Origin of the sequence: Indibacter alkaliphilus LW1 (assembly GCF_000295935.2) — a bacterium.
GTDB lineage: Bacteria > Bacteroidota > Bacteroidia > Cytophagales > Cyclobacteriaceae > Indibacter > Indibacter alkaliphilus.
Genome location: NZ_ALWO02000037.1, coordinates 361,747 through 379,662 on the forward strand (window position 1 = coordinate 361,747; position 17,916 = coordinate 379,662).

The 17,916-nt window shown below is 38.3% G+C and carries 18 protein-coding genes; 12 read left to right on the forward strand and 6 right to left on the reverse strand.

All coding sequences use genetic code 11. From position 1 onward, the window contains the following. Positions 1 to 137 precede the first annotated feature (137 nt). The 11 genes from A33Q_RS13975 to A33Q_RS14025 all read left to right on the forward strand — a co-directional run bounded on the left by A33Q_RS13975 (position 138) and on the right by A33Q_RS14025 (position 11,256). On the forward strand, positions 138 to 515 hold the full coding sequence (locus A33Q_RS13975) for a globin domain-containing protein (protein ID WP_009033481.1): 378 nt from the start codon (positions 138 to 140) through the stop codon (positions 513 to 515). Then, positions 512 to 1,252 carry a lysophospholipid acyltransferase family protein gene (locus A33Q_RS13980; RefSeq protein WP_009033482.1) on the forward strand — a complete coding sequence of 247 codons (741 nt, stop codon included), beginning with the start codon at positions 512 to 514 and terminating at the stop codon, positions 1,250 to 1,252. The genes A33Q_RS13975 and A33Q_RS13980 overlap by 4 nt, the downstream gene beginning before the upstream one ends. Positions 1,253 to 1,272: 20 nt before the next feature. Further along, positions 1,273 to 1,560, forward strand: coding sequence for an Asp-tRNA(Asn)/Glu-tRNA(Gln) amidotransferase subunit GatC (gene gatC, locus A33Q_RS13985; RefSeq protein ID WP_040490465.1), 288 nt, complete (start codon positions 1,273 to 1,275; stop codon positions 1,558 to 1,560). A gap of 119 nt (positions 1,561 to 1,679) precedes the next feature. After that, positions 1,680 to 4,364: an APC family permease gene (locus tag A33Q_RS13990; RefSeq protein ID WP_016255277.1), complete on the forward strand. Its 2,685-nt coding sequence runs from the start codon at positions 1,680 to 1,682 to the stop codon at positions 4,362 to 4,364. 174 nt (positions 4,365 to 4,538) lie between these two features. Next, the gene (locus A33Q_RS13995; RefSeq protein ID WP_009033484.1) at positions 4,539 to 5,261 is read left to right on the forward strand and encodes an ABC transporter ATP-binding protein; all 723 of its coding nucleotides are present in this window, start codon (positions 4,539 to 4,541) and stop codon (positions 5,259 to 5,261) included. Between the two features lie 85 nt (positions 5,262 to 5,346). Continuing rightward, positions 5,347 to 5,895, forward strand: coding sequence for a cob(I)yrinic acid a,c-diamide adenosyltransferase (locus A33Q_RS14000; protein WP_009033485.1), 549 nt, complete (start codon positions 5,347 to 5,349; stop codon positions 5,893 to 5,895). Positions 5,896 to 6,038: 143 nt separating this feature from the next. Further along, positions 6,039 to 7,106 carry a branched-chain amino acid aminotransferase gene (locus A33Q_RS14005; protein WP_009033486.1) on the forward strand — a complete coding sequence of 356 codons (1,068 nt, stop codon included), beginning with the start codon at positions 6,039 to 6,041 and terminating at the stop codon, positions 7,104 to 7,106. A gap of 86 nt (positions 7,107 to 7,192) precedes the next feature. Beyond that, a complete protein-coding gene (locus A33Q_RS14010) occupies positions 7,193 to 7,744 on the forward strand; it encodes a hypothetical protein (RefSeq protein ID WP_009033487.1) in 552 nt (183 codons plus the stop codon). 48 nt (positions 7,745 to 7,792) lie between these two features. Further along, positions 7,793 to 8,894, forward strand: a protein-coding gene (gene prfB / locus A33Q_RS14015; RefSeq protein ID WP_152527414.1) for a peptide chain release factor 2 whose coding sequence is annotated in 2 segments (ribosomal slippage) — positions 7,793 to 7,852 and positions 7,854 to 8,894 — 1,101 coding nt in all. Because the reading frame shifts where the segments join, the coding sequence is not laid out codon by codon here. Between the two features lie 90 nt (positions 8,895 to 8,984). Continuing rightward, the gene (locus A33Q_RS14020; protein ID WP_040490467.1) at positions 8,985 to 10,172 is read left to right on the forward strand and encodes an MFS transporter; all 1,188 of its coding nucleotides are present in this window, start codon (positions 8,985 to 8,987) and stop codon (positions 10,170 to 10,172) included. Between the two features lie 352 nt (positions 10,173 to 10,524). Continuing rightward, positions 10,525 to 11,256, forward strand: coding sequence for a lysoplasmalogenase family protein (locus A33Q_RS14025; protein WP_009033490.1), 732 nt, complete (start codon positions 10,525 to 10,527; stop codon positions 11,254 to 11,256). Between the two features lie 11 nt (positions 11,257 to 11,267). On the opposite strand, the gene A33Q_RS14030 is transcribed toward A33Q_RS14025, so the two are convergent. The 6 genes from A33Q_RS14030 to A33Q_RS14055 form a co-directional block, all read right to left on the reverse strand. After that, positions 11,268 to 12,620: a M24 family metallopeptidase gene (locus A33Q_RS14030; RefSeq protein ID WP_009033491.1), complete on the reverse strand. Its 1,353-nt coding sequence runs from the start codon at positions 12,618 to 12,620 to the stop codon at positions 11,268 to 11,270. 15 nt (positions 12,621 to 12,635) lie between these two features. After that, positions 12,636 to 13,190, reverse strand: a complete 555-nt coding sequence (locus tag A33Q_RS14035) for an acyl-CoA thioesterase (RefSeq protein ID WP_009033492.1) — start codon at positions 13,188 to 13,190, stop codon at positions 12,636 to 12,638. 41 nt (positions 13,191 to 13,231) lie between these two features. Further along, the gene (locus tag A33Q_RS14040; protein WP_009033493.1) at positions 13,232 to 14,605 is read right to left on the reverse strand and encodes an MATE family efflux transporter; all 1,374 of its coding nucleotides are present in this window, start codon (positions 14,603 to 14,605) and stop codon (positions 13,232 to 13,234) included. Between the two features lie 32 nt (positions 14,606 to 14,637). Continuing rightward, entirely contained in the window at positions 14,638 to 15,177 is a 540-nt protein-coding gene (locus tag A33Q_RS14045) for an NUDIX domain-containing protein (RefSeq protein ID WP_009033494.1), read from the reverse strand. Positions 15,178 to 15,241: 64 nt separating this feature from the next. Beyond that, positions 15,242 to 15,724: an Lrp/AsnC family transcriptional regulator gene (locus tag A33Q_RS14050; RefSeq protein WP_009033495.1), complete on the reverse strand. Its 483-nt coding sequence runs from the start codon at positions 15,722 to 15,724 to the stop codon at positions 15,242 to 15,244. A 210-nt stretch (positions 15,725 to 15,934) separates the two neighbouring features. After that, positions 15,935 to 17,128 (reverse strand): tetratricopeptide repeat protein, encoded by a 1,194-nt coding sequence (locus A33Q_RS14055; protein ID WP_009033496.1) that lies wholly within the window; start codon positions 17,126 to 17,128, stop codon positions 15,935 to 15,937. Between the two features lie 76 nt (positions 17,129 to 17,204). Between A33Q_RS14055 and A33Q_RS14060 the strand changes: the two genes are divergently transcribed. After that, entirely contained in the window at positions 17,205 to 17,855 is a 651-nt protein-coding gene (locus A33Q_RS14060; protein ID WP_016255279.1) for a hypothetical protein, read from the forward strand. Positions 17,856 to 17,916 lie beyond the last annotated feature (61 nt).

A 17,916-nucleotide genomic window follows, 5' to 3' on the forward strand; every position in this document is an offset into this window, starting at 1 on the left:
TTTTATATTTAAAATAAACAGTCAATGAACAAAGCTTCTGTTTGAATGAGCATCAACTCAAATCTTACCCTTATTGGTCAAGGTGATCAGGTCAATATTTATTTCCTTAAAATCTAATCATTGCCTACATTCGGCCTATGAATTCGGGACAGAGTATTTTTGAATCATTGGGGGAAAGTAAAATACAAGCCTTGGTCAAAGAGTTTTACGAACAGGTAAAACAAACCCCTGATCTAAGGAAACTATACCCTGAAAAAGACCTTTCAGCGGCTGAGGAAAGACTATATTTGTTTTTAATACATGTATTTGGAGGACCTCATACCTATCTGGAAAAAAGAGGTCATCCCATGCTGAGAAGGAGACATTTTCAATGGACCATAGATGGGGAGATGAGAAATTTGTGGCTCAACTGTATGTTTCGAGCTATGGACAGTATTGAGATGGATACCAATATTAGGGAGGCCATGATGTCCTATTTTATCAAAGTAGCCAATCACATGATCAATAAAGAATGATAATACTGCGAGGTCTTTACACGCTTTATGCAGGCATATTATTCCTGCTTACTTTTCTTTTACTGTTTCCTGTTTTTGTGAGTTGTATTTGGATTCCAGGTTGGGAACCTTATGGAAGAAAGGTAAATCAGTTTTGGGCAAAAATTTATTTCACATTGATTTTTATGCCCATCAAAATCGAAGGAAAAGAAAACATCAAAAAGGGTCAGGCTTATATTTTTGCAGCCAATCATTTTTCCTATTTGGACATAGCCATGATGGGGTTCATTCCCGGAGATGTAGTGTACATTGGAAAAAGCTCAATCAGGAAAGTCCCTTTATTCGGATATTATTTTAGGAAGCTCCATATTGCCGTAGATAGAAATAGCCTCAAGAGCCGGGGTGAAGTATTAATTAGGGCAAAAAAGCATATCAGTAAGGGTAGCAGCATAGTAATATTTCCAGAAGGAGGTATTACTTCAACCCAACCTCCTACCATGAGTAAGTTTAAAGATGGTGCTTTCTCCTTGGCTGAAGACAAACAAATCCCCGTAATTCCTGTCACATTATCATATAATCACTTAATTTTACCGGATGATGGGAGACTCTTAATGAATTTTAAGAGTGGAAAAATAGTTATACATCCTGCTTTAAGTACTGCGGGAATGAATTCGAAGAATATTCCGGAACTGAAACAGAAATGCTTCCGGACAATCCAAGAGCAGTTGATCAAAGACAATCCTGAAACAATAAAGTAGAAGATTTATCGTAAGGTTTTATGCAAATAGATTTAAATACCGTTAAGAAAATGGCACACCTTGCCCGTCTTGAATTTGACGAAAAAGGTGCTGAAAAAATCAAAAATGACATGACCCAGATATTGGACTGGGTGGAACAGCTCAATGAAGTGGATACTGAAGGAGTTGAGCCCCTGACTACCATGTCTTCTGAAGTCAATGTACTGAGAGAAGACAAAGTTGGTGAACATTTGTCACATGAACGTGGGCTTGCCAATGCCCCACAGAAAGATTCTGATTACTTCAGGGTGCCAAAGGTTCTCGAATAATGTCAAAAAAAAACCACCTCTCATTAGATTTCATTTTGTTTAAAGGCCTCCCTATCGCGTTAGTTGCGGTCGGAGGCCTTTTCAGCTTATTCAGTTTTTTTATATGGGACCAAGGTATTATGCCCATCTTACCAGGTCTTTTCACAGAAGCTACAGAAATACCTCTAGATTATATCCAACTTGGATATGAGCTTATTCCCATAGAGATCGATAATTTTCTGCTCTTTCAGAATTTTGAATCATTGCCTCCGGGATTATTTCCTTGGGTAAGCATTACTTACGGGATGATTTTTTGGCTTTTGCTAAATCTCGGTATTACCCTGATCTCCGGGCTCAAAAGGATGTATTTTATAGGAGCTTCCGCATTGCTTATATTTTTATGGACTTTCAGTAATATCAATGGCTTAAATATTGGTGGCTTGTCTAGCAATTACGCCCTGATAGGAATCATTTGCGGAACGACTATTCCGTTGGTCTTGATCTCATTTTTTGCTCAAAATTGGGGGTTCCGAAGTCGGTTTGCGTTGATTTTCTCTATAAGCACAATCAGCATGACATTACTGATTTATTTTTCAGGTATTGAACAACCCGTCTTATGGATCTCAGAAAATTTAAGTCTTCCTGCTGCGATCATTGCTACTCTTTTTCTCCTGCATATTGGAAATGCTTTCATCACTGGAGTGACTGTTTTTCTGATCAAACTGAATAAGGGTACTTCATTAAAAATCAGCTGGCATATACTCATTGTTTTTTCATTGTATTTCCTTCTGGTTCTATTTACACTTTTGGATATTATGGGAGAGGTAAGTCTGCCCTTCCCCACTCTTCCTCCTATCATTCTGATGTTGGTTTCAGGTGTGTTGGGATATTATGTACTCAAGCTCAAGCTGAGCCAAACAGCCAATGATTTTGGGAACCCTTTCATTGCAATGAGTGGCTATCTACTTGCCTTTGCCATTACTCTTTGGACCTGGGCAATGGCAGGTTTCTCTGAAAATCAGCCACTCTATGAGTTTTTCAACCATGTGTTCCTCTACGGCCAAATAGCCCTTACATTACTTTTTTTTATTTACTTGATGTCCAATTTTTCACAGGTACTCAATTCGGGAACAGATGTAGAAAAGATAATTTTCAAACCACAATTTTTCGCCTATTTCCATATGAAAATAGGATCAATAATGGCATTAGTGATTTTGGTGGTCTTTGCAGATGCCATTATTGCAGTGCAGCTTTCCGCGGCAAGCACAAATATTCATGCACAATATTATTATCAGACTGGAAAACCGCTACAGGCTGCTATACTGTATGAAAACAGTTGGGAACAATTTAGGAGAAATAAAAAAGCAAAAAATGCCGCTGCGCATCTTCGTTTTCAATTAAATGAACCTAGTTTGGCCATGGACAACTTATATGAAAGCTTTGATATGGCGCCAACGGTTCAAAACACGCTTTTGATCAGTTCCAGACTTCATCGCATGGAGAAAGTATTTGATGCTGTTTTTTATCTAGAAAAAGGCTTGGAGTTTTTTCCGGAAAACCCCTATTTACTCAACAATCTGGCCTTACTTTATTCCAAATTGAACAGACCCGTGGATGCGATGGCAATCATGGACCGACTCTCCGGAAAAAACAAAATTTCTCAAGCCAATGCCATAGCCCTAAAAGTAAAGCATGGACTTTTCTACGATGAAGTTGAAGCCGAATCCTCTGATCAGATTTACAGAGTTAATTTCCTTACCTATTCCAACAAAAGAGGTGATTTTGCGCCATTTGAATTAGACATCAATAACCTTCCGGAAAATTTCCACCTCAAAACATCCATTCTCAGAAACCAATGGAGTAACCAAGTGAGTACACCGTTGGAAAAAGATTTGGAGCTGATGGATACCTTGATTGCTGCTGAGCAAATGAGTTTTGAGGAAAGAAACTTTAAGGAAACCCGTTTGCTGAGAACCTATCAGGAAGGAATGGTGAATGAAAGTATCAAACAACTAGGAGGCATGGCAATGTCTTATCCTGGTTCTGCCGGTTATTACCATGCCTTGGCAGCAAAAGTTTTGGTGTCACAATGGGATCTGGAAAAGGCAGCCATTGATATTTTAGTTTCAGTTGAAAAGGGTTTTGAAAACCTCCAACCTTATCATCTTGCAGTTTTGTATTACGGTGGCAAGCCTGTAGAGGCCATTGGCTTTCAGAACAATTTCGAACTCTCATTCCCTGATTGGATGAGGTGGGATGGAGATGGCAAATTAGAACCAAACGACCTGACTGATTTTTTCGATAAGGTAGGAAGGTTTCATCATTCTCTTCCGGAACAGTTTATCAAGGATTTTAGGCAAATCAAAGATTCTACTTTGAAGAGGCAGTATGGATATGCGATTATGAAACATAAAATCCATTGGTTTAGCAGCTCCGAATTTGAAAAGCTTTTAGATGAACTGGCAAAAGCAATGGAGGGGATTTTCACAGAGAAGGATTTAATATCATGGTTTGATTTTGTACATGGAAATTCAAATCTCACCCCGGATGTTTCTCAAGAATTGCAAGAAGAAAAAGGCCTGACCAGAAATGCCTACAACGGTCCATTGATTTGGAAAAAATACCTGGAGAGCGAAGACGAAATGGAAAAGTATGAACTTTTACAGGAGGCCATCCAATTCAACAAAGACCCGAAAATCTGGATAAGCTTTGTCAAACAAAGTCGGAAGTTAGGACTAGACACTTATGCCAGCTCAGCAATTTCAGCTATGCAAGGTTGGCTTTCAACCGATCAAATCGAAAAACTTCAAATGGAGAACCTATAGAACCTCTTATCGTTATTTCATTGTTTCACTTTAACAATTAGTCATTTTCTGCTATCTTCATCACGAAATTTCCGTAACAAGTCATATCTTGCTTTTTGACTTAAAATGAAGGAAGTCTCATAAATCCGGAACAGCTTAAATGGTGATGGCCACTGGCAAACAAATTATAGATTCATGAAGAAAATTATCGAAACCAAGGATATACAGAAAATTTACAAAATGGGCGCTGAAGAAGTAAAAGCTCTTAAATCTGTATCAATTGATATTCAAAAAGGTGAATATGTAGCCTTCATGGGTCCTTCAGGCTCCGGTAAATCTACTTTGATGAATATTATTGGCTGTCTGGATACGCCAACCGCTGGAACTTACATCCTGAACAATAAAGATGTAAGTGATATGAGTGAAAATGAATTAGCTGAAATCCGGAACAAAGAAATTGGTTTTGTTTTCCAGACATTTAACCTTTTGCCTAGGGCTAGCTGCTTGGAAAATGTAGCCCTGCCTTTGATCTACGCAGGGTTCGGGAAAACAGAAAGAGAAGAAATGGCATTCAATGCCCTTGACAGTGTTGGGCTGGGGGATAGAGTTCATCACAGACCAAATGAACTTTCTGGTGGGCAAAGACAACGTGTTGCTATTGCGAGGGCTTTGGTCAATAATCCAAGTATTATTCTCGCTGATGAACCCACAGGAAACCTGGATACCAAAACTTCCTATGATATCATGGAGCTTTTCCATGAGCTTCATCAAAAAGGGAATACCATCATCATGGTAACCCATGAAGATGACATAGCACACTATGCTCACCGAATAGTCAGGCTAAGAGATGGGCTTGTAGAAACAGATACCATTAATGCAAATCCAACTAGAGGAAGGGCGGCTTTAGCAACGGAATAGAAACAGATTACACTTTTTGTAAATAGATTGCTATTTTTGCGCCTGTAATTCCAAGCATTTTAATTTTCCAATTGGAAGTTCTATTATGAAGATATATACAAAAACTGGTGATACGGGCAAGACTTCACTTTTGGGTGGAAAGAGAGTTTCCAAAGCAGATCTTAGAATTGATGCCTATGGAACTGTTGATGAATTGAACAGCTACATTGGCTTACTCAGAGATCAGGAAATAAATCAAAAAAGAGAAGCTCTGCTTAAGGAAGTTCAGGATAGACTTTTTACAATTGGAGCAACTTTGGCTACCGAACCAGGTAAGCAAAACGTAAAAAGACCTGATTTGCATGAAGAAGATCTGGAACTTCTTGAGCGTGAAATTGACAATATGGAGTCCCAACTTCCCGCATTGAAGCATTTTATTTTGCCAGGCGGACATCAGGTAGTCTCATTTTGTCATATTGCCAGAACAGTCTGTAGAAGAACAGAACGCTGTGTAATTGATCTGATGCAGATAGAAGAAGTAGATGAAATCATTGTCAAATATTTAAATAGACTTTCGGATTACTTATTTGTTTTAGGTAGACTGATTTCCCAAGATTTAGGGGTGGAAGAGGTCACTTGGAAGCCAAGGGTCTAAATTCTATTAAATCGAACTGGCCGGATAAAGGCAGATATAAATCATAAGTATAGGAACACTTACTGAACTGAATGTTGTCAAAAAATATTCTTCCCTACATAATTTGGTACAGCCTGGTGATCATTGAATAAAAAAATAAACACATGAAAACGACCTTACAGATAGACATCAAAAAAACTGAAAAATCAAAATTACCAAAGACTGATTTTGACAATTTGGTTTTTGGCCAATCCATCAGTGACCACATGTTTGTGGCAGATTATATCAATGGTGAATGGACAGACTTTAGAATAGAGCCTTATACTCCACTTTCTTTAAACCCTGCCAATGCAACACTTCATTATGGACAGTCAATTTTTGAAGGAATGAAGGCATACAAAAATGTATCTGGAGAAATACTTCTTTTTAGACCAGAAGCCAACCAGAAAAGGCTCAATGAGTCAGCTGAAAGAATGTGTATACCTGCTGTACCTGAGGAAGTATTTATGGAGGGTCTTTTTCAATTGTTGGATTTGGATAGGGATTGGGTACCGGCAAAAGCCGGAGCATCGCTATATATCAGGCCATTTGTCTTTGCTACAGATGACTACCTGGGAGTAAGGCCTTCTGAAAAATACAAATTCATGATTTTCACCTGCCCAGTTGGAAACTATTATTCCAAGCCGGTAAGTGTCAAAGTAGAATCAAAATACACCCGAGCTATAGAAGGCGGCACTGGATATGCTAAAGCAGCCGGAAACTATGCAGGCTCTCTTTACCCAGCTTTACTAGCGCAGAAAGAGGGATATGACCAACTCCTGTGGACAGATGGGAAAAATCACCAGCACATAGAAGAAAGTGGCACAATGAACGTAATGTTCATGATTGATGATACCATTGTGACGGCTCCTACTAATACAGGTACAATCTTAAAAGGAATAACCAGGGACTCAGTATTAGTTCTAGCAAAAGAAATGGGTTACAAAGTGGAAGAACGCTTCCTCAAAGTTAGTGAGTTGGAAAATGCTTTGAAAGAAGGGCAATTGAAAGAAGCCTTTGGTACAGGGACAGCAGCGACTATTGCACACATTGCTAGAATTAATGTAAATGGAGTGGACTACACATTGCCAGAAATACCTGGAAATGCATTTTCTAACCAAGTACTTCGCAAGTTAGATGCAATCAAGTACGGGCTGGAAGAAGACACTCATGGTTGGATTCAGAAAGTTTAAAAATTTGTCCATAATTAATCTAATGAAAGGCCGTTCACAATTGTACGGCCTTTTAGTTTAAAATACCAAATGAACAGTTTGAAGTTATGAGATCAGCAAGCTTTATAATTCTTACCCTTGCTCTGTTTATATTTGCAGGATCAATTTCCCCAACAAAATCCTTTGCTCAAGAGATCTCAGAAAAATTCATTCTTTTAAAAAAAGGAAAAAATCAGAAGACCCAAATTAAATTCAGGGTTGGAGAAAGCTTTTCATATAAAGTCAAAGATTTTGATTTTTTCTTAGAGGATATAATTGTTGATATTCAATCTGACATTATTGTCTTGAGGGAAAATATCCTTCGCCCCGAGGATATATTGGCAGTAGATATCCGGCATAAAGATGAGCGCAATCAAACCTTAAAAAACATCTCCTTACTAGGTATGGGGGGAGGAGTGCTTTTTTTAAGTGGATTCACCTTTTCAAGTCTTATTCAGGAAGGCAATTTATCACAACTTGAAAGCTCTTGGCCGATTCCCGTTGCACTTTTTGGAGCCGGATACGCCATGTCATTTTTAAAATATAAGACTTTCAAAAACAGGGGGAGAAATAAAATCCAATTGGTAATTCTCTACGAGGATCAAATAGAAATAGGTTAAGACCAATATTTTCACGAATTTCGCAACTCTTAAAAAACAAAATCAATTATGACATCAGACCAGTTGAAAGACTTGAAAGCCCGCGTTTCGGCTTTGAGGAGGTATCTTTGACTACGACAAGAAGAAAGCTGAAATAGAAGATTTAGAGGCTGTATCAGCGCAGCCCGATTTTTGGAACAATCCCGAAGAAGCAGAAAAAACGATGAAGCAAATCCAGCTAAGAAAAGGCTGGACCAGTTCATTTGAAAATGTAGAGACATTGACCCAAGACTTGGAAGTGCTCTATGATTTCTACAGCATGGATGAAGTATCAGAGGAAGAAATAAAATCCGAATACAAAAAATCACTGAATGCTGTTGAGGAGCTTGAACTGAAGAAAATGCTCGGCGGAGAGGAGGATCAACTCAATGCCATGCTCGAAATCAACCCTGGAGCAGGGGGTACTGAGAGTAACGATTGGGCATCTATTCTCATGAGAATGTATATCATGTGGGGAGAAAAAAACGGATATAAAGTCCGTGAAGTAGATCTACAGGAAGGTGAAGTAGCAGGAATCAAGTCCGTGACCTTGGAATTTGAAGGTCCGCTGGCCTATGGATTTCTTAAATCCGAATCAGGTGTACACAGACTCGTAAGAGTATCACCTTTTGATAGCAATGGAAGAAGACACACCTCATTTGCATCAGTCTATGTCTACCCCGTGGTGGATGATTCCATTGAGATTGAAATCAACCCCTCTGATGTGGAACTTCACACATCCCGATCAGGTGGAGCCGGTGGACAGAATGTCAATAAGGTAGAAACAAAAGTACAGTTGACGCACAAACCAACTGGTATCGTAGTAGTCTGTCAGATAGAAAGGTCTCAGCTTGCCAATAGAGAAAAGGCTATGCAAATGCTTAAATCCAGACTCTATCAAATGGAAATGGAAAAACGCAATGCAGAAAGGGCTAAGATCGAATCCGGAAAAATGAAAATTGACTTCGGTTCACAGATCAGAAACTATGTTTTGCACCCCTATAAATTAGTCAAAGATGCGAGGACTGGACATGAAACATCAGATGTGCAAACTGTTTTGGACGGTGGCCTTGGAGAGTTCATCAAATCCTACCTCTTAGCACAAAGCGAAGAAGAAGCTGAGAAAAATTAAATTAACTACTCCGGGGTCATTATGGCCCCGGATTGTTTTTTTGAAAATATCGAGTAAAAAACACTACCCTATTCCTCCTTCAGGTACTCCATGAGATTTCTCCCGACTTTTTTTACATTAAATTTCTTTGTTCTCTGCCTGAGTTCATTTTTATTTTTTGCCAGCTTCAACATGATCATCCCGGAACTACCGGCTTACCTCACATCTTTGGGAGGAGAAGATTATAAAGGGCTTATCATATCTCTATTCACATTGACAGCAGGGCTTTCAAGACCTTTCAGTGGTAAATTGGCAGACAAAATAGGCCGAATTCCTGTTATGGTTGTAGGAGCAAGCATTTGCTTTCTGGTCAGTCTTCTATATCCTATCATCACATCTGTAGCAGGATTTCTTTTCTTGAGATTTATACACGGGTTTTCCACTGGATTTACGCCCACCGGAACTTCTGCCTACGTAGCAGACCTAGTCCCATTTAACAAAAGGGGCGAAGCAATGGGTATTCAATCTTTATTTGGCTCTTTGGGTATGGCTGCTGGACCTGCTCTCGGAGGCTATATTGCCAGTATCTGGGGGATCACCCCTTTATTTTATACATCTGCTGGTTTTGCAGTGTTATCCGTCTTGGTAATTATCAGGTTAAAGGAGTCTGTGGAAAACACAGAAGCTATGAGCATTAGACATTTCAGGTTGAACAGACATGAAATTATAGAGAAAAGGGTGCTGGCCCCCTCCTTGGTATTACTGCTGACAGTTTTTTCCTTCGGGACAGTACTTACGATCATCCCTGATTATTCTGAATTTCTGGGCATAAAAAATAAAGGTCTGTTTTTCGCTGTATTTACCCTTTCATCATTGGGGATTCGGGTAATTGCGGGAAAGACTTCTGATAGGTATGGAAGAATCCCCGTCATGAAAGTAGCTACACTTTCCATGGCCTTGGCCATGCTCATCATCGCATTTGCTCAAAGTAAAGGCATGTTACTCTTCGGTGGAGTAATTTTTGGAGCCTCTGTAGGAATGAATTCTCCCACAATTTCAGCTTGGACAATTGACCTTTCTTTAGATGCTTTTAGAGGAAGAGCACTTGCTACCATGTATATAGCTCTTGAGGCAGGCATAGGTATTGGGGCCCTGGCATCAGGTTACATCTTTGCCAATAAAACCGAAAATTTTCCTGTCGTTTTTTCAATCGGAGCTGTAACTTCCATTCTGGCCTTTATATATCTCTTTACACTTCCAAAAAATCAAAAATATTTAGTCCCTACAGACAAATCATGATGAAAATTTAACATCTGAAATTTGATTTCATACCCCTTAAATTGTTTATTTAAAATGAATCTAGAAAAACCGTTTTCTTTGTGGAGAGATATACATTTTAACCGAATTTCCCCCGCATCTCCTAACAAAAGACCAACCACGACAATAAGTTCCCTCTAAGCCTTGAAAATATTACATGAATGGCAGTACTATCTGCTATTTGAATTTTCATATTTTAATGATCCGGAAAAGTGTTTGAAATAAAAAAAACTCACATAATCATTTTTATAAAAAACCTCAATATTTAACTGTATTTCAAAATTTTATAAAATTAATTTTTCAGTCTATTTTAAGAGCCTGTTTGTTTAACGCTATGCTAAGCTGGAAAAATCATACCATTAAAACCTACTTGATTTTTGTGCTCTTAAGCCTGGTTTTGCTGTATTCTGAAAGATATGAGGCTTTTTTAATCAGCAAGCTTTTTATAGTACCCTCACTTCTTGTATTGATTTTTCAATGGTATAGAAAGTCCAATCACAGGCTCATCCCCATTTTACTGGTATCAACCTTTTTTTCATTCCTTGGAGATGTATTTATTGCCATAAAAATAAATGAAGATTTCTTCAAACTGATCAGCCTTTCTACATTTCTTGTAGCTCAATCAGGTTACGCAGCAATGTTCTACATCTCCTCTAAGTACAATAAAAAGAAGGACACTGTTCACTGGAACCAAAGGTGGCCTGAAGCTCTGGGAATTTTGATAATACTGAGTTTTATATTCATAGTAACACCTCAAATGGGAGATTTCCAACTTTTAGGTATACTTTATGGCATAATCGCCGGCGTGAGTTTTACATTAGCCTTGGATAGGAGATTTACAGTCAGCTTCAAAAGTCACACGCTGGTTATAGTAGGCCTTATTTTTTTCTATATCAGCGATATTCTGGCGGGATTGGATATTTATATGACTGATATCATAATCCATACGGCAATTATAATTTCTTATGCCTTAGGACACTATTTGATAGTAAGTGGTATTTTACATCAAATAGAAGAGGAAACAGAAAAAAAAGAGGCATCCGGAAAGGATGCCTTCATAGAGTAAATCAGCTAATTTCAATTTTTCAGATAAAACTGACTTCTGGGTATGGGCATGATTTCCGATTGCCTTCCATTGAAATAAATGACTTTTTCTCCATCAAAAAAAGCTCCTTCTTCAAGCATTACCCGAACATCCTTGTTCCATTCTTCCACATAAACTACAGCATTTAACTCTATAGCATAAGCCGTATTGGGATAAAGTGGATAATCGCCAGCACCTGGGGTATCTCCTTGATTATCCCACATGCCTATGGTAGGTCCTGAAGCATGCCCATGTGTACCCAGTGGATGCGAATAAATGCTGCCCTTTATCCCTTCACTTTCCATGATTCTTCTTGTTTCACGCAATATTTCATTGCCTGTTCTTCCAGTTTTAAACTGAGAAGTAAGAATATCCTGCAACCTATTTCCTACCTTAAAGGCATCTACCAAATACTTTGGAACTTCATTTTCTCCAGGTTTCAAAACATAGGCAAGTTGCTGGGTATCCGTATTCAGTCTTAGGTAGGTTATACCGAAATCAATATGAAGCATATCACCAGGCATAATCACCTGGGCATCTGGGTTTACAGCAAAGGATCTCAAATGCTCTTTGGAACCTTCATCAGCTCTTTGAATATCCACGGTGGGGTGAAACCAAGTGTCCAACTTTAATTCTTTGATTCTTTCTCTATACCACCATTGAACATCTTCTGTAGTGGTCACACCAGGGGTAATGACGGCCTCTGAAAGTCCCTCTTGAATAATGCTGTTGGCAATTGACTGAATGTGTCTGTAAGTAGCCATTTCGGAGGGAGTTCTTGTTTCCAACCAACCCACAGCAAGTTTTTCTGCTGAGGTAACCTTATCGTGAAAATCATCCGGAAGGTATTTCATGAACTGATTGTACTCCGTCAGGTTGAGACCATCTGCATGCCCATAACTTCCAGAAGTATTCAAACCTATTTTATTGGGGTTTCTTTCTACAATCAGGTCAATCAATGCCTTCCATTGGTCTGGCTGACCTTCAGGGTCCCAGGCTTTTTTAAATGACTTCCCCACATCATACCTGGCAACTGCCAGAGTTTCTACCTCTGAGGAGCCTGGAGATTTGTACATCACAAGCATAGTCCTTCTTCTTGCGGCATGCCAAGTGCCTGGTAAAAAGGTACGGATTACCGGATCTTCGTTATACTCCCTGGAAATCAATATCCACATGTCTAAATCAGCTCTATCCATGAGCTCGGGAAGGATAGTTTCTATTCTTTCTTGGAGCCACTGATCGACCACAGCTGCCTGCTGCCTTTGTGTCAAAACGTGATGCTTTTGCGCAAAACCAAAATGGGTCACAACAAAAAGCAGTGAAATAAGTAAGGTGATTTTTTTCATAAATTTTCGCTTATTTTAAGATTCTATTATACATCTTTCATTTTCCAGGAGTTTGGACATTTCCTCCTTGTCCCAGTTTTGTTTCATTTTCTCCATACTACTGGCATGATCTTTTTTGAGTTTTTTCCTAAAAATAGCTTCCAGAAACCTTCTCACATCCCTTTCATTTTCCAAAATCAATTTAGGGACTTGAGTGGGCTTATCATCTTCACCTTTTGCTACCATGGTGAAATACGAAGTATTTGTGTGCTTAACTTTACTGTTTTTCACATCTTCTGCAATCACCTTGATTCCCACCACCATAGAACTATTACCTACATAATTGACCGAGGCTTTCAAGGAGACAAGCTCACCAACACTTACAGGCTGCAAAAAATCCACTATATCCACTGAAACAGTCACGCAATACGCACCGCTATGTTTACTGGCAGCTGCAAAAGCCACTTTATCCATAAGGGAAAGTAGAATCCCTCCATGGATTTTTCCGCCAAAGTTGGCATATGAAGGGATCATTAATTCTGTGATGGTCGTTTTTGAAAAACTGACAGGTCTTGCTTTTTTCTTTTCCATATATTATTCTGAAAATAGGAAAGAAAAGCAGAAATAAAAAACTAAAGTACAGGACTGAAATCACTCTTTTGATGGGTATTCAGCATTTTTTTACTCAAAGTATGAAATCTATAAAGCAAAAGAATACCGGTCACGGTCAAACCGATCAATAATCCATACCAAATCCCTACTTCCTGCATTCCCAATGTAAATGAGAAAAAATAACCCAAAGGTAAACCTATGACCCAGTAAGCTATTAAAGTCACAATAGTAGGCACCTTTACATCGGACATCCCTCTCAAGGCACCTAGCCCAACTACCTGAACACCATCAGAAAGTTGAAAAAAACCTGCAATAACCAATAAAGTTGCACTTGTTCTTATTACTTCCAGATCATCAATATACAAGGATGGTAGATATTCCCTGAAGAGTATAAAAATGACTGCGGAAATACTCATAAAGATCGCCACCATAACAAATACAGTAAACCCTGCATCTCTCAAGCTTGGTATATCTCTTCTCCCCAATTGGTTTCCGACCCTAACCATAGCGGCTGCAGATAAACCCGAAGCCATCATATAACTTACAGAAGCAAGGTTTATGGCAATTTGGTGCGCTGCCAGGGCATTTACACCAATCCATCCCATCATTATGGCAGCAGTACTGAAGGCTCCCACTTCAAAAATATATTGAAAACCGGTAGGAACACCTATTTTCAGCATTTTGGATACCATCGGGAAATTCAATTTCTTGATTCCATAACTCAATTGAAAACCCTTATACCTTTTTGATTTGATGACATAATAGGCCATTATCAAACCCATCAACACTCTTGAAATTAGAGTTGCCCAACCGGCACCATTTAAGCCCATAGCAGGAAAACCAAGATTTCCATAGATTAAAACCCAATTCAAAAACACATTCAGTCCATTGCAAAGCAAAGTGATATACATGGCTTGCTTTGTCTGTGACAGACCCTCTGCAAATTGCCTGAAGGTTTGAAAAAACATGAACGGAAGTAAAGAAAGGGTAATAATTGCCAAATAAGGAATGGCAAGAACAACCACCTCTTCAGGTTGATTCATGTAGTTGAGCATGGGAGAAAAAAACACAATCAGCAAAAACAACATGACTCCTGTGAGCATATTGATGATAAATCCATGATTAAAAATGCTAGCAATTTTTTTGAAATTCTTGTTTCCATCTGCCATCGCGACCAATGGCGTAATAGCCATAGAAACGCCAATGCCAAACATCAGCACGACAAAGAAAATACTGTTTGCAAGAGATGCAGCCGCGAGAGGTTCGGCACCTAAGCGACCTACCATCATACTATCTGCTACTCCTACCAATACCTGCCCTAATTGACTTAGCATAACAGGGTAAGCCAAGTCAAAAGTTTTTGAAAAATTATCTTTAAAATTAAGCAAAGCCATCTACAAATGTAATATTAAGTCTTAAGCTAAAATCAAACGTTCATCAATCTTGCAACTTTAAGCAATCCTGCAATTGAAATGCCATCGGTAATTTCACCTGACATCACTTTTTCAACCGCCTCTTTCAAGGGTAACTTAATCACCTTTAGTTGCTCGGTTTCTTCAAATTCCGTTTGGCCCATGGTCAATCCTTCAGCCAAAAACACAAAACCTTCTTCGTCAGTAACTGAATTGGAAGTATGAATCCTCATGATTTTGGTCCATTTGATCGCAGTAATTCCTGTTTCTTCCTTTAGTTCTCTTTGAGCTGATTTCAAGACATCTTCATTTTCAGGACCTCCACCCATTGGGATTTCCCAGGAATATTCATCCAAAGGATATCTATATTGACCTACAAGCCAAGTATTTCCTGATTCATCCAAAGGAATGATACCAAGGGCTTTGTTTTTAAAATGAACTTTTCCATAGATACCATCTTTTCCACTTGGTATCACGACCTGATGTTCTTCAAGTTTTATCCAGGGATTGTCGTAAATATCGAGTACTGATTTGGTTTTCCAAGGGTTTTCCATAATACATAGACCAATAAAAAAGGGTGACTGGAAAGCCACCCTTCAAATTTAAAGAATAAATTTCTTAAGCTGGGATAGGCAATACTTTACTATCTTTAAAGGTAGAAAGAATAACCATGGACTGCATTGAGTCTACCTCTCTGATTTCAGACACTTTTTCAAGCATCAATTTTTGATAAGCTGTAATATCTTTTGCAATGATTTTAAGAATAAAATCACCAGTACCTGTAATATGATGGCATTCTATAACTTCAGGAATCTGGTTTATTTCGGTCATAAAAGCATCAATATTTCCTTTGTTGTGTCCGATCAAGCTCACAAGCACAAAAGTACTGACACCTAAACCAATTCTTTCAGGGTCAAGCTTAGCATGGTAACTTTTGATGATACCGGACTGCTCAAGTTTTTTCACTCTTTCCAAAGTAGGAGCAGGAGAAAGACCTATATCTTTTGAAAGCTGGGCATTGGTTATTTTTGCGTTTGCTTGAAGTATTTCAAGAATTTTACGGTCTATTTTGTCGAATTTTATTCTTATGCTATTATCCATGATAGTGTTATTTACAAAATTTTATGTTGCGCAAAGTTAATATTTTTTAATATTGTTTTAAAACAAATACCCACAAAAAACGAGGGAGTTTTCAAAATATTGTTATTTGATAAGTTGATTTTAATTGATATAACAGAGAAATATTTCCAAGGAATTGAAAATATTCAAATTATCTCCTGATTTTATATTTGTCCATACGGAAACCCTGCATTAAAGTTTATTCTTTTTTATATAATCTCTGGCCTCTTTGTGAGCAGGGTGTTTACGCTTTGCATATTTCTTTACTTGGTTGAAATATGCCTTAGCTTCTTTCTTATTTTTTACCTCATTGGCCATTTTTCCCAAAGCGATTAAGGAATATAAATAATATCCGCTTTCCTGACTTTCGGATTCTTCCCCATAAGAAAGTGTTTTCAAATAATATTTTTTCGCTTCTTCCTTGTTATTTACCCGTTCGTGGAATTGCGCAATATAAAATGCTGCATACCGACCACTGTTTGACTCGTAGCCCGTCCACTTTTGATCTATTCTATAAAGTATTTCTTCAGAGACTTCCTTTGCATCCAATATTCTGCCTACACTATACAGGTGTCTCGCATGAGATCTGTGAAAGTATGGGTTGTTGGGGAATTTTTGGTTGAGGTATTCAGTAATAGCCAGTGCCTTATAGGGTTGCTTTTCTTCAGAACCATATAGCCTAAATAAAAAGTATTGAGCCTCCACTCTTGCATAAAAGGCATTTTGCGCAACATCTTCCAGTTGCTTCAAACCCAAATTTTTATCCCCTTTTGGAAACAATGCTACCACGGGTTTTAAAATCGGGTAGTTTTCAGGGATCCAAACTGAAAAATAATTGAATAAAGCATCCCCGAGCAAAAGTTCAGGATTTAATTCATCATCTCCCCTACTCAAGTTAAGGTATTTAAGGGCATTCTTGCCGGCAAATGTCGCTTTAGTCCAGCTTTTCCTTTCACTCAGCAGCCTCCCCTGAAATCCATATGCTCCGGCAAGAAAAAAAGCAGCCTCTTTATTTTCGGGATCTTCATCAAGTATTTTCTTAGCTTTATCTATGACTATATCCATCTGCTTAAGGAAAAGGTTATCATATCGCTTATTTTCAACATCAGGGGCTATTTTCCACCAAGTACTCAACCCATTCAGAAAATAAGGCAAGGGATGTTCCGGGTATTGATATTGCATAACCTTAAAGCCTCTTTCGGCTTTAGCAAAGTCAAAATTGTAAAGCGCATTAACATTTTCAGTGATTCTGAATTGTAAGCCTTTATCCAACAGAAGATACTCAGGTCCTTCGGTAATAACCGAGTCCAAAGGCAACTCTTGGCTATGTGCCAAGCTAAGTGAGTTGATTGTAAATGCCAGGATGATAAGGCGTATTTTCAGCATGCTTATTCTAATTATGAGGCGAAATTATGGCGTATTCCAAACAATCGTTTAGATTTGACAATATTTATTTATAAAAATGTCAAAACTACACAGCCCTATCTCACAACGTTTGGAAATGTTTTTAGATTTCGACAAAAGGCTGTTTTTTTTAATTATTGTGATTTTTTTCCTTGTCATCAGGATAATGACAGACAATATCATCCTTCAATCCATCCCGGGCTATGAAGAATTAGATGAGGAAGGAACTTTTACTTATATGTATATCTTCAATGCGCTCAATTACATTTGGACACCTTTTTCTCTACTTTGGAAATTTACAGTGACTGCTTTCATCATCTGGACAGGAAGTTTCGCATTTGGATATAAGATTGATTTTAAACAGATTTGGCAGGTCGTGATGGTAGCGGAACTGATATTCATTTTGCCGGAATTGTTGAAGTTTCTCCTGTTCCTAAACCCTCCAGCAGACATCTCTTTTATTGAAATAAAAAATTATTATCCTCTTTCACTCCTTTCCCTTTTTGAGACTACAGACATAGAAGGGAAATATCTTTACCCGTTAAGAGCAATCAATTTATTTGAATTAATTTACATCATATTCTTGGTTTTGGGGTTCCATACGATCAGCAAAAGGCCTATCAAAGAGTCTGCTTGGGTAATCACTTTTAGCTATACCCTATGCTTTTTGCTTTGGTTGCTTTTTTATGTTTTGGCTTATAAAGGTTGATGTTTTGGCTTCAAAGCCTTTCCAAACTTATTTAACTTTGCCCCTGTTACAAATAGAATCA